Origin of the sequence: Thalassospira povalilytica (assembly GCF_002844235.1) — a bacterium.
GTDB classification, from domain to species: Bacteria; Pseudomonadota; Alphaproteobacteria; order Rhodospirillales; family Thalassospiraceae; genus Thalassospira; species Thalassospira povalilytica.
On the sequence record NZ_PGTS01000009.1, the window covers coordinates 68,326 to 92,036 of the forward strand.

A 23,711-nucleotide genomic window follows, 5' to 3' on the forward strand; every position below is an offset into this window, starting at 1 on the left:
ACTTTTCAGTTCACTTGAATCACGTAACAAGGTTCGTGAAGCCATTGGTGATCGGATAGCGACGGTCACGGCCAAAGGCGCGCGGGGTGATCTTGACCCCCGGCGGTGCCTGACGGCGCTTATACTCCGCCCGATCCAGCAACCGCCAGACCCGGCGTACTGTGGCCTCGTCGTGACCACTATCCACGATATCGCGTACTGACCGCTCGCCTTCAATCATCTGATGAAGAATATCATCAAGAACATCATAAGGCGGCAGACTATCTTCGTCTTTCTGATCCGGGCGCAGTTCGGCGGATGGCGGTTTGGTAATGATCCGTTCGGGGATCACCATGCCATCCGGGCCAAGTGCCCCGGCCGGTTTGTGTTCGTTGCGCCAGTGGCACAGAGCAAACACCGTGGTTTTATAAAGGTCTTTCAGAACCGAATAGCCACCACACATGTCGCCATAAAGCGTGGCATAGCCGACCGACATTTCCGACTTGTTGCCGGTGGTCAGCACCATGTGGCCAAACTTGTTTGAAATCCCCATCAGGATGATCCCGCGCGAACGGGCCTGAATGTTTTCTTCGGTGATGTCGGCATCACGCCCGTCAAAGGCCGGGGCCAGCATCTGTTCGAACGCGGCCATGGCCGGACCGATATTGATGCTTTCAATCCCGGTTTTCAGCATCCCCGCACAAATTTCCGCGTCTTCCAGGCTTTCGCGCGACGTATAGGGCGATGGCATCATCACCAGCCGCACCCGATCCGCCCCCAGCGCATCAACCGCAACCGCGGCCGAAAGCGCACTGTCAATGCCGCCCGACATGCCGATCACGACACCGGGGAACCGGTTTTTATTCACATAATCGCGCAAGCCCAGAACAAGGGTCTGATAGATCGCATCAAGGCCAACCGGATAATCGGCCTTGGGCGCATCATCGCCACAACGCCATTTGCCGTTATCGTCCTTCGACCATGTGGTCACGACAACATCCTCGGCAAAGGCCGGCAGGGCAACCGCAAGCGACCCGTCGCCATTAAGCCCGAACGATCCGCCATCAAAGACCAGCTCGTCCTGACCGCCAACTTCGTTGCAATAGATCATCGGCGCGCCGGTTTCCGAAACGCGGTCCTCGATCAGTTTGCGGCGCAAATCGCCCTTGTCTGCCTCGAACGGTGATCCGTTGGGCACCAGGAAAATCTCGGCCCCGGCTTTGGCAAGATGGCCGACCACATTGGGGGTCCAGACATCTTCACAAATCGGAACGCCAAGCTTCACCCCCCTGAACGAAACCGGTTCGGGCATCAGACCGGCTGCGAAAACGCGTTTCTCGTCAAACACGCCATAATTCGGCAGATCCTGCTTGGCCCGGACATCAACGATCTTGCCCTGATCAATCAGGAGAACCGCATTATGACGAATGCCGTCGATTTCCCATGGCGTGGTCAACAGCAATGCCGGACCATTTTCGCGTTTGGCTGTCTGTTCGCAAATGCTGGCGACGGCTTCATGCAGGTGACGCATGAAAGCAGGCTTCATCACCAGGTCTTCCGGCGGATAGCCCGACAACACCAATTCGGAATACAAAACAATATCAGCGCCCCGATCGGCCGCAGATTCCCAGGCAGCCACAACCTTGTCCCGGTTACCGGCAACATCGCCGACAATCGGGTTAAGCTGGGCAATCGCAATGGCAAGCATATTTGTCATGATGTTGGAATAGGAGCCGCCTTACGCGGTGTCAATTGCGGAATACGCAATATCCCATGTTTCAAACGAGATTGCCATTCCTGCATGGCAGAATTGCAGCACCGCAAATCCCGCTAATTGACTGGGATCGCAGTCTGTTTCTGCATCTGTCATGATTTTTTCATGTTGATAATGACTTGCAATTCCGCAAGCAGCCCGGTCTATTTCACCCGACCGTGAACACACGGCAAAAAACATAACAATTGATACGAGCAAACAAAATGGCCAACAGCCCCACCTCTGCCGCCGAAATGGCGGTGGTAACCATTTCCCATATCCCGGGTCGGGAGATCAGCGAAAATCTTGGTATCGTTTTTGGCAGCTCGGTACGCAGCCGCAGCTTCCTGTTTGATATTTTCGCGACTTTCAAAAACCTTTTCGGTGGCGAAGTCCGATCCTATACCCGCCTTCTTGAAGACGCCCAGCACGAAGCCACCAGCCGCCTGGTCGCCCAGGCACAAAAAATGGATGCCGATGCCGTCGTTGACGTCCATTTCGCCACATCCCAGGTCGCCTACAAGGCCGCCGAGATTTTTGCATACGGCACGGCCGTAAGACTGAAATAAGGAACAGGTGCATTTATCATGGAAGACCTGTTTCTTCCGGGAATTGCACTGACCATCCTGATCGGAATCGCCTATTTGACCGGCCGTCTGGCCGACAGGGCACATGAACGCGCGCTTGTGCGCGACGAAGCATTGTTGTCCCATCAATATCTTGATTCCGGGGATGCAGTTCCCGACACAGTTTCAATACAGCAATCCCGCATGGTGACCGGCAAGGTCGTCATTGCCGAAGACCGTTTTCGCAATCTGCTGGCGCGGTTGCGCGTTTTTGTTGGCGGACGTCTTGCCGCCCACGAGGCCGCCGTTATCCGCGCCAAACGCGAAGCCGTCCTGCGCCTGCGCATCAATGCCAAGGGGGCAAGCCACATCATCGGGCTTCGGTTCCAGTCGGCCGAAATCAGTCGCGGCATGATCGAAATGATCGCATCGGGCACCGCCCTTTATACCGATCATCGTCCAACGGGTGGCAAACCGGCCTCCCTGCCCGATGACGGGGTGAATATCAGTCACCACAATCTGTTGACCGAACTGGCATCGGCCAGCATGGCATTTCTTTTGATCTGCTGGGGGATTTATACCGCAAGCGGCTTTGCCATCGAATGGGCGGCAAGCAGCATTTCGGTAAAGGACGAAGTCGCGATCTGGTCTGAACTTGAACCGGAAATCATTGACGGCCATCGCGTCGGTTCCCAACGCAATGTGTTTGAAAACTATCTGGTTGATCTGATCAATTCTGTCCCCAAAGAGGCCCTTGGTCCGGCACGCGATTATGACTTTGATGTCATGATCATTCTTGATTCGTCGCCAAATGCCGCGGCCCTGCCCGGCGGCCTGATCCTGGTTAATAGCGGGATGCTTGATCTGGTCGAAAGCGAGAACGAGCTTCTGTCGATCCTTGGTCATGAAATCGGTCACTATAACGGCCGCGATCATCTTGAAGGACTGGGACGCGAAATTGTCGGTGTCGCCTTGTCCGCCATGATGTTCCAGACCGATGCGATTTTGACAACATGGGTCGCCGGATGGCCGAAATTGCTGGCTGATCGAGATCATTCGCGCAGTCAGGAACTCGATGCCGATGACTGGAGCCTCAAGATCCTGATGGCAAAATACGGTCATGTTGGCGGCGTATCGCGGACCTTTGAAAAACTGGCTGCCATGCAGGGGGATCACAGCGTCATGGACTATCTGTCGACACATCCCCACCCGATGGACCGCGTAAACCGGCTTGATGACATGGCCCGTGAACGGGGACTTCCGATTGGCGAGACGATCGACCTGCAAACCGGGTTTGATAACTTTCTTAAAAAGTTTGACGAAATTCCGGCCCAGTCTTTGGAATTCCAATAAACAACAACTTTCCGACACAGGATATTGAACAATGCGTGGACTTTTCGCCCCGTTCCGCTTTCTGAGCGTCAGCGGCCAGCCCAATACCGAATTCTGGCTGACCCAGTGCATCATTCTGGCATCAACCGTTCTGGGTGTGTATCTGGCAAGCTTTGCCGGCTTTGAGATTGCCGTCGATTTCGACCGCTATCAAAGCACATCGGATGTCTATAACCTTGAACGATCGCTCGAAGCGGAATTTGTCGACAATATCGAAAAAGTCGAAACCTGGATTGCCGAATATCCGGAAGGCCCCATGACCTGGCACGCCCCGCAACTTGCGCCGCGCGAACGCCACAAACTTGATGATATGGTCTGGGAAACCATGCGCTATTCCCCGCGCACTTTCGAGGTCGATCCGCAGATCATTACCGGTGTGCGCCGGTTCTATTCCGACATTGACGCCCTGATGACCATCATGTTCATGCAGCAAAATGCCAATGGCATGGCACGCAATGCCCTTAAGAACATGGGGGAAATCGTCGCCACGGCACGTAACGGCGTCCTGCCGTTGCTCAGATCGGAAATCGAACGTCTGGACGGGGAACTGGCGGACATGACGGACTGACCGTCATCTGCCATATCCGAACAACACAAAGCCGGGGCAAAACTGTCCCGGCTTTTAATTTCGATGGATCCGGGAAAGCGGGCCGAACGACGCCTGACGCCCAGATAAGCTGCACGCCAAAGTGACCGTTCAAAGGGCAAGTGCGGCGTCAATTTCATCCTGGCTCATGGTTTTGGCCGAACCGTGGATAATGCCACTGGCGACATCCATGAATTTTTGCAGCGATACGGTGATGGCATGCGCGGTTTCGCGCAACAATGCCTCGTTCCCGTCCGCAATGATGGCTTCAAGCTGGGTTATCGCGTGGGCTACAATGGTATTGAGGTGATTGATCGTTTCTTCAAACGGTTGACGGAATCGCGGCGGCACATGTTCATAGGCCTCGATCGCCAGTTCCTTGTCGGAAAAGGTGCTATCGCGGAAATGGTCCTGATAGCTTTTCGGTGCCCATTCCTTGCAATCCTCGATCATGTCAGGCATGTCCGGCACCATTTCGAGAAGCATCACGATCTCATTGAAATGATTGAGATAATCGGTCGCCAAAAGCGTGGTCGAGGAAATATTTGTTCCCTCTACTTTCTGTTGCCATTCGGTGAAATCCGCTTCATCCACCATCCGCGTTGCGACCTCTTGAATTTTGTTCTTGTGCAGGATTGCCCTGAATTTCTTTATACTTAAGGATATTTCTTGGCGTTTGGTAGAGGTTTTTTTTACAGCCAGGCCCCTTGATTGCACGACGAAACGTTCCTGTAACGCAATTTAACCCACAAAATACTGATATTCAGCCCCCAAACGGGATTCAATTTTGTGAAATTGCCTGTATCACCAACCATCATCACCCCGAACACACCAAAATCGCAAGAAATTCGTCCGCAGTAATGCGTCTGCGATGTTCGTTTCCTGTCGGGTACGGTCCTTATCGACCATCGGGGCCGCCTTATAAAACAAGGCGCCCGGTTTCCCGGACGCCTTGCTGATCGACACGCATGTCGAAATATTCGAAATCAGATCAGGCAGAAGCTGCAAGCTGCTCTGCGCGGGTGCTGTCGCGTTCTTTTTTGATCATTTCGGCCATCAGGAAGGCAAGCTCAAGCGCCTGACCACCATTAAGGCGCGGATCGCAATGGGTGTGGTAACGATCCGAAAGCGCGTCTTCGGTCACTTCGCGTGCGCCACCGATGCATTCGGTCACGTCCGTTCCGGTCATTTCGAAATGGACGCCGCCGGCATGGGTGCCTTCGGCCTTGTGAACGTCAAAGAAGTTTTTGACTTCCGACAGGATCGAATCAAACGGACGGGTTTTGTAACCGTTCGCGGCCTTGATCGTGTTGCCATGCATCGGATCACACGACCAGACGACCTTGCGGCCTTCGGCCTTAACACGTTTGACCAGACGCGGCAGATGATCACCAACCTTGTCGGCACCCATACGCGCAATCAGGGTCAGACGACCGGCTTCGTTTTGCGGGTTCAGACGATCAATCAGTCGGATCAGATCATCTTCATCCATGGTCGGGCCACATTTCATGCCAATCGGGTTTTTGACCCCGCGCATGAATTCAACATGTGCCCCGTCAAGGTTACGGGTACGATCGCCAATCCACAGCATATGCGCCGAGCAGTCATAATATTCGCCGGTCAGGCTGTCCTGACGGGTCAGGGCCTGCTCATAGCCCAGAAGCAATGCTTCGTGCGAGGTATAGAAATCGGTCTCGCGCAACTGCGGGGCGCTGTCGGCGGTAATGCCGCAGGCCTGCATGAAGGCGACCGCCTCGTCAATCTGGGTGGTCAGCTTGCTGTAACGTTCGGCCGCCGGGCTGCCATCGACAAATGAAAGGTTCCAGCGATGGATTTTGGTCAGATCGGCAAAACCGCCCTGGGCAAACGCACGCAACAGGTTAAGCGTCGCCGCCGACTGGTTATAGGCGCGAATTTGACGCTGCGGATCAGGAATGCGGGCTTCTTCGGTGAACTCGATCCCGTTGACCACGTCACCGCGATAGCTTGGCAGTTCGACGCCATTGATGGTTTCGGTATCCGCCGAACGCGGCTTGGCAAACTGGCCGGCCATACGGCCGACCTTGACCACCGGGCAGGACGCGCCAAAGGTCAGAACAACCGCCATCTGCAACATGACCTTGAAGGTGTCGCGAATGTTGTTCGGATGGAATTCCTTAAAGCTTTCGGCGCAGTCGCCGCCCTGCAGCAGGAAGGCATTGCCTTCTGCGACTTCACCAAGCTTTTCTTTAAGTGCGCGCGCTTCGCCAGCAAATACCAAAGGAGGATAGCTGCCGAGCTCTTGCTCTACGGCCTCGAGGGCCTGTGCATCTGGATAAGTCGGCACCTGCTTGATCGGCAGGTTGCGCCAGCTATCAATGCTCCAGCTCTTGCTCATTTGCTTCCTCTCAATCCGGCATGTTCTTGATCATGCCGCCATTATAACACAAATCCGGTTTTTCGGCGGATTTCCGCCCTGTGGTCCGGTCATTGAACCGGGCCAAACTTGATACGGGTTTTGATCACGTATTTCCACCCCTTCTAGACTTAAGGACGATAAAAACCCGCAATTTTTTGCCAACACACCCAAAAACCACGCAAAATTCCACTCATTCCCGCCAGATTATCCGGATGGCGGCGGGCTTGACCAAACAGTCATAGCAATCAACTAGGTGCGAATCCGCCCATGCGCAATCGCCGGACGAGTTATCCCAACCAGTTACGCCACCCAATTCCGCTGACCCACAACGCTGATCAATTGCACAGTCTGGCAAATGCGGGCACACTGCGCACGCGTCACACCATTGTCCGGACCCTCCATGCCCATTGAAACCATTGCCATTATTGCCTGCGCCTATTTTGTTGCCGCCTTTGTAAAGGGCGCAACGGGTCTCGGGTTTTCGACATCGGCCCTGCCGATCCTGGCCCTTGGACTGGGTCTTAAGGCCGGCATGCCGCTTGTCATCATCCCGTCCCTTGTCAGCAATTCAATCATCATGGTTCAGGCCGGACATTTTCGCGAAACCGTCAATCGGTTCTGGCCGATGTTTCTGGCGACCATCCCGGGACTTCTGATCGGGCTTGCCGTCCTTGAAATGGTCGACAGCATTGTGGCGGGTGCGGTTCTGGGGCTGGTCCTGATGAATTACGGTGCAATCACGCTGTTTCGCCATGGCAAGCCGATTTCGGACAAGATCGCACGCCGACTGGCACCGATTTCCGGTTTTTCCACCGGGCTGGTCAATGGCATTACCGGGTCACAGGTGATGCCGGTTCTGCCCTTTCTGCTTTCCATGCGCCTTGATCCCAAACGCTTTATCCAGGCGATCAATATCTCGTTCAGTCTTTCAAGCATCGTAATGGCCTTTGGCCTGAGCCGGATGGGCTTGATGACGCTTGAAACCATCTGGATATCACTTGCCGGACTGGTTCCGGTTTATATCGGAACGAAACTTGGCAGTGCTGTGCGCAACCGCATGGGTGCCGAAACATTCCGCAAGGTTGTTCTGATCATGCTGATTATTTTTGGCGTGATCCTTGTTGCGAAATTCGTGACCAACTAAGGCAATCACACATCCCCCGCACGGGGGATGTGGCAGAAAAGCGCGTGCAATCAATCGCATGGAATTTATAGTGGATCAGTAATCCCGAAGCACACCCGCAAAGCGCAAAGCCCGGACACTGATTTGATGACACGCATTTTGACGATCGCCATTGCGGCTGCGACCCTTTGGCTTGCCACCGCAGCCCACCAAACCGCACAGGCCCAAAGTATCACGGCGATGGATGCGTTTTTGCGCGACTTGAAGCACATGCATGTACAGGCCTTGCAGTTCTGCGACAGCAACCGCAACATCATGTCAGCCAGCGACCTTTCCAAGGCAACCAAAGAAAATGACGTATTCGAGCTGCTGTGCATGCGCGCGCTGAAAGGGCGCAGCATTGCCAATACCGGCTGGACGTTTTACCACGAAGGCGAACGGATTGAGGGCGGCACATCGGATTTTCTGGCAATGTTGAAGGGCTTTAATATCGAAGGAAAGCTGTTCTACACCGTCATTGGCCATCGCAAGATCAAACAACATATCAGCCAACCGAACGCGCGCGTATTCTATCAACCCCGCGCGACACTTTATCGCTATGTCGATGGCGAAATGCAGCACGTCTTTGAATTCATCGATCCGCAAACCATGAACTGGAACAGCCCGGCCCCCGAAAAGCCCGATTTCTCGGCGGCAAGCAAACAGCATTCCGTGGCAATCGATGACGTCTGGAACGCTGTCCTGCTCGAAGAATTCGGTCAGACTGTCAGCTTTATCTCCGCTACCCGATAGCAACACCGATCCTGACTGGCGATCGCTGAGGGATTTTGATATCAACGCTTCAATGAAAACCATCGCCCGCCCCGCTTTTGCCGAAACCGAAGAAAAGAAATCACGCTTTCTGGCCGAACTCGTTTTTCATGACGATCTGGCCCGGCGGATTGACGCGTTGCGCGCCCTTCATCCCAAGGCCAACCATCACGTAAATGCCTATCGCTATCTTAATGAGGAAGATCAGCTGATCGAGCATGGCAAGGATGATGGCGAACCGTCGGGGACATCAGGCATCCCGTGCCTCAAGGTTCTTCAGGGGCGTGATCTGATCAATGTTGCGGTGATCGTTACCCGCTATTTCGGGGGCACAAAACTGGGCACCGGCGGGCTGGTCCGCGCCTATAGCGGGGCGGCCAACGCGGTGTGTGACGTTGCGGAAATCATTGACTATATCCCGCAGGGCGAGGCTGATCTGTTTGCCGGATTTTCCGATGCCGGCACGCTTGAACAGGCCTGCGCACAGGATGGCATCACCATCCTTGATCGGCAGTTTGACACCCAAGGCACGCGCATCAAAATTGCCGGGCCGCGCGAGATGCTTGGCGAACTTGCCGAACGTTTCCCGCTACCCGATGCCGATTAGGCCCGTGACAAATCAGGCCGGCGTTACTTCTGGCGTGACGTGCTTTCGCGTTGCTGAAGCTCAAACCCGAGATCGAGGATCTTTTGTTCGGGTACTTCGCCGTCAAGTTCGGCCTTGATCATTTCGACCGCACGTTTGCCAATGGCATAGCGGTCGGTTCGGATCGAGGTCAGGGACGGGTGACTTGCCGCCATCATTTCAAGGTCGTTAAACCCGATGATGCCCATGTCATCAGGCACGGAAATACCGGCCTTCTGACAGCCAAACAATGCCCCAAGTGCCAGGTCATCATTGTTGCAAAATACCGCATCAAGATCGGACCGGCGTGCCCGCAATTGCCCGATCAGTTCCGCACCAAGCGACACACTGGATGAAACCGTGGTGGTCATGATCAGATCCGGGTCATAGCGCCCGCCAATCCGCAGGGCATCCTTGAAGCCTTCAAGACGACGATGCGACCGGGGATCCATTCGTGCACCAAGGAAACCGATGCGCTTGTATCCCTTTTGCATAAGATGGGTACCGGCAGCCTTGCCACCTTCGAAATGCGAGAACCCGACCATCATATCAATCGGGTCATCGCCGACTTCCATGATCTGAACCACCGGGCATTCGGCATTTTGCAAAAGTTCGCGGGTGGCATCGGTCTGATCGGTGCCGGCAATGATCATTGCCGACGGCCCCTGCCCCAGGAAGGTCCGCACAAGGCGTTCCTCGTCCTTGGCGACGTAACGCGAATTGCCCAGCTGGACCTGAAACGGCCCCTGATCCAGTTCGTCATAAATCGCACGCAGGGTATCGGCGAACACGTTGTTGGTGAGCGACGGCACGATCACCCCGACAATATTGGAACGAGTCGAGGCCAATGCGCTGGCATGGGAATGCGGCACGTAATTGAGCTTTCTCACCGCATTATTGATCTTCCTGCGCAGGTGATCAGACACCTTTGAGGGATCACGCAATGCGCGTGAGACTGTGATTGTGCTGACGCCGGCCTTCTCGGCAACATCAGCAATTGTCGGCCGCCCGGCCCCTTTGCGTTTCCTCATACCCTTACATTTATTACGTCTTTTGGCTGCCGACAAGCGCCTTGTGATTGGCACGAAATTCGGCAGTTGACTCGATGTTAGCGCTAACATTATGTTAGCGCTAACATCATAACACGACAGGGCTGTCCAAGTATAAAACCCGCCCTGAAAACCAGTGAGACCATCAATTTCATGAACCGGCAGACCAAATATGTCGTCGTCATGGGCGTGTGCGGATCGGGCAAAACCGAAGTCGCGCCACGCCTGGCCAGCATCACGGAAAATGCCTGGCTTGATGCCGACGATCATCATCCCAAAGAAAATGTCGCGCATATGAGTCGCGGCCTGCCGCTGAATGATGAAATGCGCTGGCCATGGCTGGATGCGGTCTGTGCCGCGGCACAGACTGTTGGCGAAACCACCGATCCGACCACCCCGCTCGGCACGCCGTTTCCCGGCACGGTTTTCATTGCCTGTTCGGCCCTCAAGCGCCGGTATCGCGATTTCATTCGCAGCCGCCTGGGTCATGTCAGCTTTGTGTTTCTCAATGGTCCGCGCCAATTGATTTTCGACCGCATGAACAGCCGCGCTGATCACTTCATGCCGTCACAACTTCTTGACAGTCAGCTTCACGATCTTGAACCACCGGGCCCCGATGAAGACCCGCTGGCTGTTTCTATCGAAGGCCCGCTTGATGCAATCGTCCAAACCGCTGTTTCGGGTTTGAAGCAGCGTTACGCCACCCCGGGAGCCTGACGGCGACCGGAACCGCGTATAAAAATCAACCCAGGGAGAAAACAAATGAACATGTCCTTGAAAACATTGGCCGGCGCAGCCGTTGCCATCACCATGAGCGTAAGCGCCCCGTTTGCCGCAAACGCCCAGGATTACAGCTTCAAATTCCAGTCCAGTGACCCGGCTGGCAACCCGAACTTCATCATTCAGCAGGAATGGGCAGAACGCGTTGGCACCCTGACCGGTGGTCGCATTTCCATCGAAATGCTGCCGGTTGGATCGGTTGTTGAACATAACGAAACCCAGGACGCGATTGCGGCCGGCATTCTTGACGGTCACATCACCGATACCAGCTATTTCTCGGGCAAGGATCCGGCATTCGGCCTGATTGCCAACCCGGTTGGCGCATGGTCCGACCCGCAGGAAATGTTCCGCTTCATGGAATATGGCGGCGGCAAGGAACTGATGAATTCGCTGGTCGAACCTTATGGCCTGCATTTCATCGGTGCGACCACCCCGGGCCTTGAAGCATTCGTTTCCGCCGTTCCGCTTGATGGCGTTGACGACCTAAAAGGCCTTAAAATGCGCGCGCCCGAAGGCATGGTAAACGAAGTCTTTGCTGCTGCCGGTGCCACCCCGGTCAATATTCCGGGTTCGGAAGTCTTTACCTCCCTTGATAAAAAAGTGATCGAGGCTGCCGATTACACCGTGTTCTCGACCAACCAGGCACAGGGTCTGCACGACATTGCCAAACATCCGGTCTATCCGGGCTTCCATTCCATGCCGCTGGTCGAAGTTTCGATGAACAAGGCGAAATGGGATGGCCTTCCGGCCGATCTTCAGGAAATCCTGACCGTTTCGGTCCGCGACCTTGCGCAGGATGAAGTTTCCCAGCTGGTGGCCAAGGACATGAAGGCAGTTGCCGAAGCCCGCGCCAAAGGTGACATCACCATTCACAACTGGTCGCAGGAAGAACGCAACAAGTTCCGCGCCATTGCCACCAAACAGTGGGCGAAAGTTGCCGAACGTTCCGAAAATGCCAAAAAGGTCTATGATACCCTGATGGAATATCTGACCTCGCAGGGCATGATCTAAGACCTGTCGAACCTGATCGGGGTGGCAAGCACCATGCTTGCTGCCCCGGTTGCAACAGCCTGCGGTGTCAGACCACCCGGTCTGCCCGGTGCAATCTGACAACCGGTACCGTTCGAGACGGCGGGACCGGTGCGGCCTCCCCCGCGTGTCAGATTGCAGGCTGTTTCTATATCGTCCCGAAGGATTACCTGATAATGACCCATCCCGCGGAACAGAACGCGCCGACAACCCCGGCGGCCATCGCCGACGAGGACACCGTGACGGTCCCGGCGGAATCCGGGTTTTATGGCAAGATGGTCGACAAGGTCGGCACCGTTTTTGCCATCGGATTTCTGGCCTCGATGAGCGTGCTGATCATTGAAATCATCATGCGCCATGTTTTTGACAGCCCGACACTTTGGGCCCATGAAACAACGACATTCCTGTGCGGGATCGGATTTGTGTTTGGCGGCCTGTTCTGTGCGTCACGCAACAAGCACATCCGGGTGGTCATTCTTTATGATATTGCCGGACCGAAAATGCGCCGGGCACTTGATATCGCCATTTCGATGATCTGCGCGGTGGCATCCGGCTTCTTTGCCTGGGCGGCATGGTTGATGGTCGGACGTGCGGCCTTTGCCCCGGACGGATCGATCCGCCTTGAAACCAGCGGATCGGCCTGGAACCCGCCTTTTCCGTCGCTTCTTAAAATCTTTCTGCTGATCGTGATGGTGGCTTTGACCATTCAGTTTGTCATTCTGGCCATCAATTACATGCGCGGCCTTGGCGGCAAGGATGCCAAAAGTTAGGCCCGCCGCATGCCAAATGCCAACATCCCCCATCGCTTTCACATGACATTCGACGCGCCACGATGCGCAATCAGGAACCGGCTTGATGTTTGATTTACAGTCCCTTGGCATTGAATACGGCACACTTGCCATGTTCGTCATGCTGCTTGGTTTTCTTATCACCGGCATGCCGCTGGCCTTTGTTACGCTTTTGATTGCCCTGATCTTTACCCTGGGATGGTTCGGCCCGATGGCCGTTCCGCTGATCACCAGCCGGGTTTATTCATTCGTTTCATCCTTTGTCTTTGTCTCGGTCCCGATGTTCGTGCTGATGGCAGCAATCCTTGACCGATCGGGGATTGCGCGTGATCTGTTTGATGCCATGCGACTGTTTGGCGGGCGTTTGCGCGGCGGCGTTGCGGTTCAGACGATCTTTGTTGCGGTCATTCTGGCCGCCATGAGCGGCATCATCGGCGGCGAAATTGTACTGCTGGGCCTGATTGCCCTGCCCCAGATGCTGCGTCAGGGCTATGACAAGAACCTTGCGATCGGTGTGGTATGTGCGGGCGGGTCGCTTGGTACCATGGTTCCGCCTTCGATCGTTCTGATCATTTACGGCCTGACCGCCAATGTTTCGATCGGCGATCTGTTTACATCGGCCTTTGTGCCAGGCTTCATGCTGGCGGGCTTTTATGTCGCCTATGTCCTGTTCCGGTCCTATACCGGGGACAATGTCGCGCCGCCACCCCAGACCGAAAAAATCCCCCATGCGGAAAAAATGCGCCTGCTTAAGGGGCTTTTCCTGCCCATTCTGGTGGTTTTCTGTGTTCTTGGATCAATCTATGGCGGGATCGCATCGGTCACCGAGGCATCGGCAGTTGGTGTTGCCGGGGTGATTGTATCGACCATCCTGCGTCGTGAATTCTCGCTTACGATGCTTAAGGCCGCGGCCATTCAAACGCTTTCGACCTGTGGCATGATTGTCTGGATCGGGATCGGTGCATCGGCCCTTGTCGGGGTGTTCAACCTGATGGGCGGGATCAAGTTCGTATCGGGCCTGATTACCGGAATTTCCGATGATCCGACCATGATCATCCTGTTCATGATGCTGATCCTGTTTGTGCTTGGCATGTTCCTCGATTGGGTGGGCATCGCACTTCTGACCATGCCGATCTTTGTGCCGATCGTTAAACAGCTTGGCTTTGATCCGGTCTGGTTTGGCGTTCTGTTTGCCATGAACATGCAGGTCAGCTTCCTGTCGCCACCCTTTGGCCCGGCCGCGTTCTATCTTAAATCCGTTGCCCCGCCCGACATATCACTGGGCGATATTTTCAAGGCCCTTCTGCCCTTTATCTGTCTTCAGATTTTGGCGGTTGCGCTTCTGATTATCTTCCCGGGCATTACCGGGCGATAATCTGACTGATCCCTGTGGGCGGAGCCGCGCGGCTCCGCCTTTTGCGTATGATTTGCGTATCAAAGGTCACCACCGATGAAAATCACCGCCATCGAAACCGTCCGCATTGCTGAACGCCCCAATCTGTTGTGGGTACAGGTCCATACCGACGAAGGCATTACCGGCCTTGGCGAGACATTCTTCATGTCTGAAACGGTCGAGGCCTATTTGCATGAATATGTCGCCCCGCGCGTGATCGGACGCGATCCGTTGCAAATCGATCTTTTATCGGCGGATCTTGTCGGTTATGTCGGGTTTCGGTCATCCGGTGCGGAAGTACGCGGTAATTCGGCTTTTGACATCGCGCTTTGGGATATTTTCGGCAAGGCCACCAACCTTCCGATCACCCAGCTTCTGGGCGGTTTTTCACGCCGTGAAATCCGCACTTACAATACCTGCGCCGGCACCGAATACATCAAAAAGGCCACTGGCCAGACCACGGCCAACTATGATCTGAATGCCAAATCGGCCAAGGATTATGACGATCTGAACGGGTTCCTGTATCGGGCAGATGAGCTTGCAGAATCGCTTTTGGAAGACGGCATTACAGCGATGAAAATCTGGCCGTTTGATATCGCGGCCGAGAAAACCCGCGGGCAATATATTTCGCTGCCGGATCTGAAATCCTGTCTCGAACCGTTCGAGAAAATCCGCAAGGCCGTGGGCGACAAGATCGACATCATGGTCGAATTCCATTCGATGTGGCAGCTCCTCCCTGCCCAGCAAATCGCCAAGGCACTTACCCCCTATCAGACGTTTTGGCACGAAGACCCGATCCGCATGGACAGTCTTTCAAGCCTGAAACGCTACGCCGAGGTTTCACCGGCCCCGATTTGCGCATCGGAAACACTCGGATCGCGCTGGGCATTTCGCGATTTGCTTGAAACCGATGCTGCCGGGGTTGTGATGCTTGATCTAAGCTGGTGCGGCGGTCTGTCCGAGGCGCGCAAGATTGCCGCCATGGCCGAAGCCTGGCACCTGCCGGTCGCGCCGCATGATTGCACCGGGCCGATTGTTCTGACCGCATCCACCCATCTGTCGCTTAATGCGCCCAATGCGTTGGTGCAGGAAAGTGTGCGTGCGTTCTACAACACCTGGTATCGCGACCTGGTAACCAACCTGCCCAAAGTCACAAATGGCATGATCACCATCCCCGACGGACCGGGACTGGGTACAGAACTGAACCCGGACCTTGAAAAGGCATTTAAGGTTTCGCGACGGAAATCGGTTGCTGAATAACCAAATGCAAACAGGCGGTGCCATATAGCACCGCCTGTTTTGATTTCAGCCCGTTCAATCGGGTTTATTCGGAAACCGGGAACCGCATTGTGACGAATTCCTCGGCCGCGGACGGATGAACTGCGACGGTTTGGTCGAACTGGGCCTTGGTCGCACCCATACGAACCGCAATGCCGATGCCCTGAATGATCTCGGCTGCATCCGGACCGACCATATGGGCACCAAGAACCACATCGGTCGTTTTATCGACAATCAGCTTCATCAGCGTTTTTTCATCACGGCCCGAAAGCGTGTGGCGCATCGGTTTGAAGGTTGATTTGTAAATCACGACCTCGCCACCCTTGGCACGTGCTTCTTCCTCGGACAGGCCGACGGTGCCGACCGGCGGCTGACTGAATACGGCGGTCGGGATCGCCTGATAGGTCATGTGCCATGGCTTGCCGCCATAAACAGTATCGGCAAAGGCCATGCCTTCCTTGATCGCAACCGGGGTCAGTTGCACCCGGTCGGTCACATCGCCAACCGCATAGATGTTTTCGGTCGTGGTCTGAAGGCCCTGATTGATTTTGACCGCACCGCGTTTATCGGTTTCAACACCGGCTTTTTCCAAACCAAGGCCCGCCGTATTGGGGGCGCGCCCGGTGGCAAACATCACCTGATCGGCAATCATGGTCGACCCGTCAGTCAGGGTCAGTGACAGGCTTCCATCAGCCTGTTTTTCAATCGCGGTGACATTGGTATTCACGCGCAGATCGATGCCCTTTTTAACGATTTCCTCGGCCAAATGGTTGCGGATGTCGTTATCAAAGCCGCGCAGGATCTGTTCGCTGCGATAAAGCTGGGTCACGCGGGATCCAAGACCGGCAAAAATCCCGGCAAATTCAACCGCGATATAGCCACCGCCAACCACGACAACGCGCTTGGGCAGCTCGTCAAGATAGAATGCCTCGTTCGAGGTGATGGCATGCTCCGCCCCCGGAATGTCGGGCTTGGTCGGATGGCCACCAACGGCAATCAGGATGCGCTCGGCCGTGACTTCGCGGTCGCCAACGATGACGGTGTGGGCATCCTTGAAGGTAGCGCGATGTTCAAACAGTTCGACATTCGAGCCTGCCAGAAGCTTTTTATATATGCCGTTCAGACGGTCAATTTCGGCATCCTTGTTGGCGATCAGTGTTTTCCAGCTGAAGGTCGGCTCCCCCGGAAGGGTCCAGCCATAGGCAGATGCGTCTTCGAAATCCTCGGCGAAATGTGCCCCGTAGACCAGAAGCTTTTTGGGCACACAACCCCGGATGACACAAGTACCGCCGACCTGGCTTTCCTCGGCGATGGCGACCTTTGCACCATATCCCGATGCCACGCGGGCTGCGCGCACGCCACCCGATCCGGCACCGATTACAAACAGATCAAAATCATAGTCCGACATGCGGAAATCCCTATTTTCGGTCAATTGACAACATGGCGCCAAATGTAGGGCGATAATTCCCAAAGTCGAGGCAAAACCAAGCAAAGTGGCCGTAAATTTCGTGTGAAGGGCCGTGAAGATCAAAAAGGATGATCAGATTAACCAACCCGAGATAGCATTTTTAAACTTTCGCGCTATATGATGGGCAAGACGCGATGGGGATTGCGATGAATAAAGGAAAAACTCGATGAACGACCATATTCACGGTCAGGACGCGTCTTTTGACAATGCACCGCATTATGCGGACGAGCGTGGCGGCAATACCGCCCTTGTCTGTTACGGGCTTATGATCGCAACCCTGTTTACGGCCTTTGCCACCGGGCTGATTGCGCTGATCGTTTCCTATATCGCGCGCGAAGATGACAATCACTGGACCAACAGCCATTACACATTCGTGATCCGCACATTCTGGATCAGCATCCTTTATGCCATCATTCTGGGCTTCTTTACCTTTGTGATTGGCTGGGTTCCGCTTCTGGGCTGGGCGATTGTCGGCTTGATGGGCCTTTATACCACTGCCTGGTTCATCGGGCGCAATGTGATCGGGCTTTTGCGTGCCCTTAACGGGCGTCCGATCGACAACCCGCAAAGCTGGTTCTTCGGCTAAGTCGGCATTCCAATGATGCTTTAAATATGGTGCAATCGGCGCGAAATCACTTTGCCCGATTGCACCGGACTCCCTCGCCCGTTAAAGTCAGTCGGAACACAAGACATACGACACGGACAGGGGTAGCACCGCCATGACATTGGCGTCGTCTGCGCAAGGGTCTGGCGATAAAATGCGCTGGGAAAACCTTCTTTCATCTCATCGGCTTGAATTTCGGGATGGCAAAATCCGCCTGCCCGAAGGTGCGCCCTATCCCACGCCAGATGGCAGAAGCCCGTTTCAGATCGATGTGGATCGGGTGATTTTTTCCTCCTCGTTCCGTCGTCTTCAGAACAAGACACAGGTTCATCCACTTTCCGATAACGACCATGTCCATACCCGTCTGACCCATACGATTGAAGTCGGATCGGTCGGGCAGTCACTTGGCCTGATGGCCGGGGCGCATATCGTCAAAAACCTGCCCGAAGGATCGGAAACCACGGTCGCCGATATCGGCTATATGGTTCAGGCGGCCTGTCTTGCCCATGATATCGGCAATCCGCCCTTTGGCCATTCCGGTGAAGATGCCATCAATGAATGGTTCACCACATCGCGCCTTGCCAAGGACGAGCTGACATCGCGTCTTTCCGGGCCGGAGCTTGAAGACCTTCGTCATTTCGAAGGCAATGCGCAAGGCTTGCGCATCATCAGCCAGCTTGAAATGAAGCGCTTTGACGGCGGACTTAACCTGACATACGGAACGCTTGGCAGTTTCATCAAATATCCGCGCAGCACGTCGGTCCCCGATAGCCGCCGCAAGGAATATACCGGCCTTAAAAAGCCCGGCTATTATCAGGCGGAACGCGATATCGCCTTTGCCATTGCGCGCGTTTGCGGCCTTAGCCCGCTTGACGGGTTTGACGGGGCATGGCGGCGCCATCCGCTGGTTTACCTTGTCGAGGCGGCGGACGATATTTGCTATTCGGTGGTTGATCTTGAAGATGGCTGGGAATTGGGCTGTGTCAGTTTCGAGGAAGTCGAACGTGCCCTTGCCCCGATTGCGCGCCACCCGGAAAAATATCAGGGTGATGCCGAACAACGCTGGAAAGACCTTCGCGCCGAGGGCTGGTATGCCGAGAAATCGGAAAGTGACCGGATCGGGTTCCTGCGTGGCAAGGCCATCGGCAATCTGGTCAAGGCCGCGGTTGATGCCTTTATCGAACATGAAGACGCGCTTCTGGCCGGCACACTTGAAGGCGATCTGTTGGCCAACACCCCGCTTGGTCCACATGCCAAGGCGTGCAAGAAGCTTGCGGTCGAAAAGATTTACAATGCGCCCCATGTCCTGCCGATCGAGATGGCCGGGTTCGAGGTCATAAACGGTCTGCTCGACAGTTTTGTCCGTGCTGCCATCGACATTGACGAACATAAAAATCATGGCAAGCGCTTGCCGCCCCAGGCAGACCGGATCGACAAGCTTCTGTCGGGCAAACTGTCCGAGGCGCCCGATCTTTACAGCCGCCTGATGCGGGTGATGGATTACATATCAGGCATGACCGACCGCTATGCCGTCACCCTGTTTCGCAAGCTTCAGGGCATTACGATCTGAATGAAAAAAACCCGGCCAAATGGCCGGGTTTTCGTTTCAAGCAACAATGTGCCTAGATGATGTAGTGGATACCGCATTCGGTCTTGTCCTGACCGGCCCAGCGACCGGCACGCACATCGGTTGAATTGGGATCAACGCGGTCCGTGCAGGGCATGCAGCCAATCGACAGGAAACCTTCGGCCTGAAGCGGATGACGCGGCAGTGCGCGATGTTCAAAGATATCTTCTATATCTTCGCGCTTGTAGCCCGCCAGCGGGTTGATCTTGATCCGCGTGCCGGCCGGTTCGATCACCGGAAGGGCATCGCGTTCCCCGCCATGGAACCGTTTGCGACCGGTCAGCCAGGCATCATAGCCTTCAAGCGCACGTTGCAGCGGTTCAACCTTGCGCAGGTAGCAGCATTTCGCCGTGTCCGAAGCAAACAGCATCCCGTTAGGGTCTTCGGCCTTAAGCTTTTCCTCGTCCGGGCGCATGATCCGGATATTGGTCAGGCCCAGCTGATCAACCAGTTGTTCCCGGTATTTGTGGGTTTCACCAAACAGCTTGCGGGTATCGAGGAAAATCACCGGCAGATCACGATCCACCTCGGCAACCAGTGCGAGCAAAGCCGCTGCCTCGGTCCCGAAGGACGAGGTCATGGTCACGCGCCCCTGGAATTCTTCATGCACCATCGGTTCGATCAGCGAAACGCCCTGCAAATGACCATATTTGTCGAGCAGACGCGCGGCACGATCGGTTGCTTCTTCGACGGACATGGAGCCGCCAGAAACAATATCTTCTTCACGCATGACATTCATGGCAACCATCTCCGCCGATCGATATATTCGTCGGTCTTTTGCAGCAGTGTCTGCATATCGGCACCGCTGGCTTTCCATTTCTCTCTCTGGTCGGACAATTCGCGCAGGCGCTTGTCCCATGTTGGCACCAGCCAGGTTTCAATCGCACGACGGATACGGCCAGCAAGTCGCGGGCTGTGACCGTTCGTCGATACCGTAATCATCAGGTCACCGCGCTGTACCCGCGCTGGCGAAAAAAAATCACAGTATTCTTTGACGTCTTCGACATTGGCAATGGTGCCGACGGCCTTGGCAATGGCGGCAAGTTCGGCTGCCTTTTCTTCGCCAAGGTCGACAATGAACATGATCGATGCCGCATTGACATCGGCCGAATTCGGCAAATAGCGATGCAGACGATCACCGGCCTGATCGACCAGTTCGGGTATTGGGTTTTCTGAATAAACGGTGACGTATTTTGCCCCATCACCGTCAAACTGGCGCAAACGGTTCAGGGTTGCCTGACCGTTCCCAACCAAAGCGACCGAAAGTCGCGTAAGGTCCAGATTGATGGGAAACATCGTCGATCCTCTAAACGTAGTTTCTGGTTGTTGTCCATGACTATGGGTGTGGAAATGGAAATATTCAATACATTTTTTATGTGTTTTATATTTATACAACAGTTTATTTTGTGTTTATTAAGCATGGTAATTTTTGATCCGAACGGCCACCTGCGCCCGTAAAGCTTTTCCTGCAATTTTTCGAAAAAGCCCCTATATTGGGCCAAATTCAGGCACATCTGTGCCCTTGAGAATAACGACCAAGAGAGCGTCCCGATGCCAAGCAGTGCCGCCCCTGCCCTGTCCGATCACCCGACCACCGCCCCTGTTGCCCACAAGAATGTTGCCATCTGGCTTTTCGGGTGCGCGGCGATGGTCTTTATCATGGTGGTGATCGGTGGCCTGACCCGCCTGACAGAGTCGGGACTTTCAATCGTTGAATGGCGTCCGTTCACCGGCATTATCCCGCCGCTGAACGAAGCAGACTGGACCGCCCTTTATCAGCAATACAGCCAGTATCCCGAATTCCAGAAAATCAATGCCTGGATGTCGGTCGAAGATTTCAAATCGATCTTCTGGCTGGAATTCATCCATCGCCTTTGGGGTCGATTGATCGGGGTTGTGTTCTTTATTCCGTTCGTCTGGTTCCTGGCCAAAAAGTCGATTGATGGCACCACCAAGTGGAAACTGTGGGGCCTGTTCATTCTTGGTGGTCTTCAGGGACTGATGGGTTGGTACATGGTGATGAGCGGTCTGGTCGACCGCCCCGATGTCAGCCAGTACCGCCTGACCGCACATTTCGGGCTGGCACTTGTGATTTTCATCGCCCTTCTGTGGGTCGGACTGCAACAGTTTGCACCGCGTGCGATTGCCACAAATGCATCAAGGCGCAGTTGGCAGCTTTTGGGGCTTATTGTCTTTACCGCCCTTTCCGGCGGCTTTGTTGCCGGGCTTGATGCCGGATATGCCTTTAATACCTTCCCGCTGATGGACGGGCAACTGATCCCCGACGGGCTTTATGTGTTTGATCCGGTCTGGCTGGCCCCGTTCGAGGACCATATGACTGTGCAATGGGATCATCGCTGGTTGGCGAAACTGACCTTTGTCATGGTTCTGGTCTTCTGGTGGCGTGCGGGCAAATGGAACCTGACATCTGATCAGCGCTTTGCCACACATCTGGTTCTGGCTGCGGCCTGCCTTCAGGTTGCGCTTGGCATTTCGACCCTGCTCAGTGTCATCTGGCTTCCGCTTGGCGTTGCACATCAGGCCGGGGCGGTGGTTCTGGTCGGCACGGCAACCTATGCCGCATACCGGTTACGTTCCGAGAACTGATCAATATTGAACAAACAGTGCCGCGGGCTTTCATAATCGTGCTTTGCGGTCTATATAAAACGCTACGGCAATGGTTCTTTGCCATTGACCGAAAAGTACCTTTGACGGCACCGGCCGGCACGGATGGATACCCGGACATCTTTCGGGGGCATCTGGCGTCACGGCCAATTGCCACAAAGGGAAAGTCAAATTGCCCAGGCTGAAATTTTCAGCCCCCAAGGAGGTTCCATGACCGATCTTCGCACCACTGATAATCTGTTTTTCGCCAAGGGCGATCTTGATCGTGACCGGCTTGAATCACAGGTCAATGACGCGCTGGGTACCGCCGAAGACGGGGAACTGTTCCTGGAATATCGCCAGTCCGAAAGCCTCGTCTGGGACGACGGACGACTGCGCAGTGCGAATTTCGATACCGCCCAGGGTTTTGGCCTGCGTGCGGTTGCCGACGAAGCCACGGCCTTTTCCCATTCCAACGAATTGTCCAATGATGCGGTTGCGCGTGCCGCCGAAACCGTCAAGGCGGTCGGATCAGGTCGTTCGGGCAAGGTCGATTTGGGATCAATCGGCACCAATGTGTCGCTTTATTCCGATGTGAACCCGCTTGGCGAAGCAACGTTCGAGGCCAAGGTTGACCTTCTGGCCCAGATTGATGCCTATGCCCGGTCGCGTGATCCGCGCGTTGTTCAGGTTTCCGCATCGATTTCCGGCAACTGGCAGGCCGTGCAGATCTGGCGTTCGGGTGGGCAGCGCATTGGCGATATCCGCCCGCTGGTACGTTTCAATGTCTCGGTCGTTGTCAAACAGGGCGACCGCATGGAAACCGGATCGCATGGCGAAGGCGGCCGGATCGGCTATGACGGTTTCTTTGATGAGAAAACCTGGAAAAAGGCCGTTGATGAATCGCTTCGTCAGGCTGTCGTGAACCTTGATTCCGTTGCCGCCCCTGCGGGTGAAATGACCGTGGTGCTTGGCCCGGGCTGGCCGGGCATTCTGCTGCACGAAGCCATCGGTCACGGGCTTGAGGGTGATTTTAACCGCAAGGGCACATCGGCCTTTGCCGGGCTGCTTGGTCAGCGCATTGCATCGCCGGGTGTCACGGTAGTTGATGACGGTACCATAAATGATCGCCGCGGGTCGCTTTCCATTGATGATGAAGGCACACCGACCCAGCGCACCGTTTTGATCGAGGACGGTATCCTCAAAGGCTTTATGCAGGATCGCCTCAATGCGCGTCTGACCGGGGTGAAATCAACGGGTAACGGCCGTCGCCAATCCTATGCCCATGCGCCGATGCCGCGCATGACCAACACCTATATGCTGGGCGGTGACAAGGAACCCGAAGAAGTATTGGCGTCCGTCAAAAAAGGCATCTATGCCGTGAATTTCGGCGGTGGCCAGGTCGACATCACGTCGGGCAAATTCGTATTTTCCGCATCGGAAGCCTACCTGATCGAAGACGGAAAGCTTGGCGCACCGGTCAAGGGCGCGACCCTGATCGGCAATGGCCCCGACAGCCTGACCAAGGTTTCCATGATCGGCAATGACATGGCGCTTGATAACGGGATCGGCACCTGTGGCAAGGATGGACAGGGTGTGCCGGTTGGCGTTGGCCAGCCGACCTTGCGCATTGATGGCCTGACAGTGGGTGGGACCGCTGTCTGATAATCCGGCCTGACTCATCCGGATGCAGGGGTTTTCGCCAATTTCTGCATCCGCAAGTATAAGAAAACTATACAGACAAATCCAATCTCACCGGTCACCTGAATGGCTTCCATCGGCCCGTCATAGTTCATAATCTGTCTAAAGAAGATCAATAAGGTTTTGACGCGTCAGGGTTGAAGTTTGCCACCCGGCTT

General features: G+C 55.0%; 23 protein-coding genes. 15 read left to right on the forward strand and 8 right to left on the reverse strand.

Annotation, left to right across the window (positions count from 1 at the left end; translation table 11 throughout):
* Positions 1–19 precede the first annotated feature (19 nt).
* Both CU041_RS19280 and CU041_RS21035 read right to left on the reverse strand, forming a co-directional pair.
* Positions 20–1,696: an NAD+ synthase gene (locus CU041_RS19280; RefSeq protein WP_101248113.1), complete on the reverse strand. Its 1,677-nt coding sequence runs from the start codon at positions 1,694–1,696 to the stop codon at positions 20–22.
* A gap of 21 nt (positions 1,697–1,717) precedes the next feature.
* Positions 1,718–1,849: a hypothetical protein gene (locus CU041_RS21035; RefSeq protein ID WP_267893505.1), complete on the reverse strand. Its 132-nt coding sequence runs from the start codon at positions 1,847–1,849 to the stop codon at positions 1,718–1,720.
* Between the two features lie 107 nt (positions 1,850–1,956).
* On the opposite strand from CU041_RS21035, the gene CU041_RS19290 reads away from it, so the two are divergent.
* From CU041_RS19290 to CU041_RS19300, 3 genes are read left to right on the forward strand one after another with little or no spacing between them, the layout of a single operon-like run.
* Entirely contained in the window at positions 1,957–2,301 is a 345-nt protein-coding gene (locus tag CU041_RS19290; protein ID WP_082817668.1) for a YbjQ family protein, read from the forward strand.
* A gap of 18 nt (positions 2,302–2,319) precedes the next feature.
* Positions 2,320–3,651: a M48 family metallopeptidase gene (locus CU041_RS19295; RefSeq protein ID WP_101248115.1), complete on the forward strand. Its 1,332-nt coding sequence runs from the start codon at positions 2,320–2,322 to the stop codon at positions 3,649–3,651.
* Between the two features lie 31 nt (positions 3,652–3,682).
* A complete protein-coding gene (locus tag CU041_RS19300) occupies positions 3,683–4,258 on the forward strand; it encodes a hypothetical protein (RefSeq protein ID WP_101248116.1) in 576 nt (191 codons plus the stop codon).
* A gap of 129 nt (positions 4,259–4,387) precedes the next feature.
* Here CU041_RS19300 and CU041_RS19305 read toward each other — a convergent pair whose 3' ends face one another.
* Together CU041_RS19305 and CU041_RS19315 are read right to left on the reverse strand one after the other, a co-directional pair.
* Positions 4,388–4,873: a hypothetical protein gene (locus CU041_RS19305; protein ID WP_068517214.1), complete on the reverse strand. Its 486-nt coding sequence runs from the start codon at positions 4,871–4,873 to the stop codon at positions 4,388–4,390.
* Between the two features lie 394 nt (positions 4,874–5,267).
* Positions 5,268–6,653 carry a class II 3-deoxy-7-phosphoheptulonate synthase gene (locus CU041_RS19315; RefSeq protein WP_101248118.1) on the reverse strand — a complete coding sequence of 462 codons (1,386 nt, stop codon included), beginning with the start codon at positions 6,651–6,653 and terminating at the stop codon, positions 5,268–5,270.
* 421 nt (positions 6,654–7,074) lie between these two features.
* On the opposite strand from CU041_RS19315, the gene CU041_RS19320 reads away from it, so the two are divergent.
* The 3 genes from CU041_RS19320 to CU041_RS19330 all read left to right on the forward strand — a co-directional run bounded on the left by CU041_RS19320 (position 7,075) and on the right by CU041_RS19330 (position 9,214).
* Positions 7,075–7,818: a sulfite exporter TauE/SafE family protein gene (locus tag CU041_RS19320; RefSeq protein ID WP_101248119.1), complete on the forward strand. Its 744-nt coding sequence runs from the start codon at positions 7,075–7,077 to the stop codon at positions 7,816–7,818.
* A 126-nt stretch (positions 7,819–7,944) separates the two neighbouring features.
* Entirely contained in the window at positions 7,945–8,589 is a 645-nt protein-coding gene (locus CU041_RS19325) for a hypothetical protein (protein WP_170310309.1), read from the forward strand.
* 52 nt (positions 8,590–8,641) lie between these two features.
* Positions 8,642–9,214, forward strand: a complete 573-nt coding sequence (locus CU041_RS19330; RefSeq protein ID WP_101248121.1) for an IMPACT family protein — start codon at positions 8,642–8,644, stop codon at positions 9,212–9,214.
* Between the two features lie 23 nt (positions 9,215–9,237).
* Here the strand turns inward: CU041_RS19330 and gntR are convergent, their stop codons facing one another.
* Entirely contained in the window at positions 9,238–10,263 is a 1,026-nt protein-coding gene (gene gntR / locus CU041_RS19335; RefSeq protein ID WP_101248122.1) for an HTH-type transcriptional regulator GntR, read from the reverse strand.
* A 171-nt stretch (positions 10,264–10,434) separates the two neighbouring features.
* Here gntR and CU041_RS19340 point away from each other — a divergent pair, with 171 nt between their 5' ends.
* From CU041_RS19340 to CU041_RS19360, 5 genes are all read left to right on the forward strand, one after another.
* Entirely contained in the window at positions 10,435–10,998 is a 564-nt protein-coding gene (locus tag CU041_RS19340) for a gluconokinase (protein ID WP_101248123.1), read from the forward strand.
* Positions 10,999–11,043: 45 nt separating this feature from the next.
* Positions 11,044–12,072: a TRAP transporter substrate-binding protein gene (locus CU041_RS19345; protein WP_068517222.1), complete on the forward strand. Its 1,029-nt coding sequence runs from the start codon at positions 11,044–11,046 to the stop codon at positions 12,070–12,072.
* A gap of 194 nt (positions 12,073–12,266) precedes the next feature.
* A complete protein-coding gene (locus CU041_RS19350) occupies positions 12,267–12,860 on the forward strand; it encodes a TRAP transporter small permease subunit (protein WP_101248124.1) in 594 nt (197 codons plus the stop codon).
* An 85-nt stretch (positions 12,861–12,945) separates the two neighbouring features.
* Positions 12,946–14,253: a TRAP transporter large permease gene (locus CU041_RS19355; protein WP_068517223.1), complete on the forward strand. Its 1,308-nt coding sequence runs from the start codon at positions 12,946–12,948 to the stop codon at positions 14,251–14,253.
* Between the two features lie 75 nt (positions 14,254–14,328).
* On the forward strand, positions 14,329–15,531 hold the full coding sequence (locus CU041_RS19360; RefSeq protein WP_101248125.1) for a mandelate racemase/muconate lactonizing enzyme family protein: 1,203 nt from the start codon (positions 14,329–14,331) through the stop codon (positions 15,529–15,531).
* Between the two features lie 64 nt (positions 15,532–15,595).
* On the opposite strand, the gene gor is transcribed toward CU041_RS19360, so the two are convergent.
* Positions 15,596–16,957 carry a glutathione-disulfide reductase gene (gene gor, locus CU041_RS19365; RefSeq protein ID WP_101248126.1) on the reverse strand — a complete coding sequence of 454 codons (1,362 nt, stop codon included), beginning with the start codon at positions 16,955–16,957 and terminating at the stop codon, positions 15,596–15,598.
* A 226-nt stretch (positions 16,958–17,183) separates the two neighbouring features.
* Here gor and CU041_RS19370 point away from each other — a divergent pair, with 226 nt between their 5' ends.
* Together CU041_RS19370 and CU041_RS19375 are read left to right on the forward strand one after the other, a co-directional pair.
* Complete coding sequence (locus CU041_RS19370) at positions 17,184–17,603, forward strand: DUF4870 family protein (protein ID WP_101248127.1); 420 nt, start codon at positions 17,184–17,186, stop codon at positions 17,601–17,603.
* 133 nt (positions 17,604–17,736) lie between these two features.
* The gene (locus CU041_RS19375) at positions 17,737–19,191 is read left to right on the forward strand and encodes a deoxyguanosinetriphosphate triphosphohydrolase (RefSeq protein ID WP_231856650.1); all 1,455 of its coding nucleotides are present in this window, start codon (positions 17,737–17,739) and stop codon (positions 19,189–19,191) included.
* Between the two features lie 52 nt (positions 19,192–19,243).
* Here the strand turns inward: CU041_RS19375 and CU041_RS19380 are convergent, their stop codons facing one another.
* Both CU041_RS19380 and CU041_RS19385 read right to left on the reverse strand, forming a co-directional pair.
* Positions 19,244–19,987, reverse strand: a complete 744-nt coding sequence (locus CU041_RS19380) for a phosphoadenylyl-sulfate reductase (protein ID WP_101248184.1) — start codon at positions 19,985–19,987, stop codon at positions 19,244–19,246.
* Positions 19,984–20,544, reverse strand: coding sequence for a precorrin-2 dehydrogenase/sirohydrochlorin ferrochelatase family protein (locus CU041_RS19385; RefSeq protein WP_068517228.1), 561 nt, complete (start codon positions 20,542–20,544; stop codon positions 19,984–19,986). Before CU041_RS19385 ends, CU041_RS19380 begins: the two co-directional genes overlap by 4 nt.
* A gap of 255 nt (positions 20,545–20,799) precedes the next feature.
* Here CU041_RS19385 and CU041_RS19390 point away from each other — a divergent pair, with 255 nt between their 5' ends.
* Together CU041_RS19390 and tldD are read left to right on the forward strand one after the other, a co-directional pair.
* Entirely contained in the window at positions 20,800–21,855 is a 1,056-nt protein-coding gene (locus CU041_RS19390; protein ID WP_101248128.1) for a COX15/CtaA family protein, read from the forward strand.
* A 228-nt stretch (positions 21,856–22,083) separates the two neighbouring features.
* Positions 22,084–23,517, forward strand: coding sequence for a metalloprotease TldD (tldD, locus tag CU041_RS19395; RefSeq protein ID WP_101248129.1), 1,434 nt, complete (start codon positions 22,084–22,086; stop codon positions 23,515–23,517).
* Positions 23,518–23,711 lie beyond the last annotated feature (194 nt).

Excerpts from the sequence above, each read along its gene's own strand:
- CU041_RS19290 (WP_082817668.1), top strand. The coding sequence starts at position 1,957 with ATGGCCAACAGCCCCACCTCTGCCGCCGAAATGGCGGTGGTAACCATT.
- CU041_RS19305 (WP_068517214.1), bottom strand. The coding sequence starts at position 4,873 with ATGGTGGATGAAGCGGATTTCACCGAATGGCAACAGAAAGTAGAGGGA.
- CU041_RS19315 (WP_101248118.1), bottom strand. The coding sequence starts at position 6,653 with ATGAGCAAGAGCTGGAGCATTGATAGCTGGCGCAACCTGCCGATCAAG.
- CU041_RS19380 (WP_101248184.1), bottom strand. The coding sequence starts at position 19,987 with ATGAATGTCATGCGTGAAGAAGATATTGTTTCTGGCGGCTCCATGTCC.
- CU041_RS19330 (WP_101248121.1), top strand. The coding sequence starts at position 8,642 with ATGAAAACCATCGCCCGCCCCGCTTTTGCCGAAACCGAAGAAAAGAAA.
- CU041_RS19300 (WP_101248116.1), top strand. The coding sequence starts at position 3,683 with ATGCGTGGACTTTTCGCCCCGTTCCGCTTTCTGAGCGTCAGCGGCCAG.
- CU041_RS19370 (WP_101248127.1), top strand. The coding sequence starts at position 17,184 with ATGAACGACCATATTCACGGTCAGGACGCGTCTTTTGACAATGCACCG.
- CU041_RS19355 (WP_068517223.1), top strand. The coding sequence starts at position 12,946 with ATGTTTGATTTACAGTCCCTTGGCATTGAATACGGCACACTTGCCATG.
- CU041_RS19375 (WP_231856650.1), top strand. The coding sequence starts at position 17,737 with ATGACATTGGCGTCGTCTGCGCAAGGGTCTGGCGATAAAATGCGCTGG.
- CU041_RS21035 (WP_267893505.1), bottom strand. The coding sequence starts at position 1,849 with ATGACAGATGCAGAAACAGACTGCGATCCCAGTCAATTAGCGGGATTT.
- CU041_RS19350 (WP_101248124.1), top strand. The coding sequence starts at position 12,267 with ATGACCCATCCCGCGGAACAGAACGCGCCGACAACCCCGGCGGCCATC.
- tldD (WP_101248129.1), top strand. The coding sequence starts at position 22,084 with ATGACCGATCTTCGCACCACTGATAATCTGTTTTTCGCCAAGGGCGAT.
- CU041_RS19390 (WP_101248128.1), top strand. The coding sequence starts at position 20,800 with ATGCCAAGCAGTGCCGCCCCTGCCCTGTCCGATCACCCGACCACCGCC.
- CU041_RS19325 (WP_170310309.1), top strand. The coding sequence starts at position 7,945 with ATGACACGCATTTTGACGATCGCCATTGCGGCTGCGACCCTTTGGCTT.
- CU041_RS19295 (WP_101248115.1), top strand. The coding sequence starts at position 2,320 with ATGGAAGACCTGTTTCTTCCGGGAATTGCACTGACCATCCTGATCGGA.
- CU041_RS19360 (WP_101248125.1), top strand. The coding sequence starts at position 14,329 with ATGAAAATCACCGCCATCGAAACCGTCCGCATTGCTGAACGCCCCAAT.
- CU041_RS19280 (WP_101248113.1), bottom strand. The coding sequence starts at position 1,696 with ATGACAAATATGCTTGCCATTGCGATTGCCCAGCTTAACCCGATTGTC.
- CU041_RS19340 (WP_101248123.1), top strand. The coding sequence starts at position 10,435 with ATGAACCGGCAGACCAAATATGTCGTCGTCATGGGCGTGTGCGGATCG.
- gntR (WP_101248122.1), bottom strand. The coding sequence starts at position 10,263 with ATGAGGAAACGCAAAGGGGCCGGGCGGCCGACAATTGCTGATGTTGCC.
- CU041_RS19320 (WP_101248119.1), top strand. The coding sequence starts at position 7,075 with ATGCCCATTGAAACCATTGCCATTATTGCCTGCGCCTATTTTGTTGCC.
- CU041_RS19345 (WP_068517222.1), top strand. The coding sequence starts at position 11,044 with ATGAACATGTCCTTGAAAACATTGGCCGGCGCAGCCGTTGCCATCACC.
- gor (WP_101248126.1), bottom strand. The coding sequence starts at position 16,957 with ATGTCGGACTATGATTTTGATCTGTTTGTAATCGGTGCCGGATCGGGT.
- CU041_RS19385 (WP_068517228.1), bottom strand. The coding sequence starts at position 20,544 with ATGTTTCCCATCAATCTGGACCTTACGCGACTTTCGGTCGCTTTGGTT.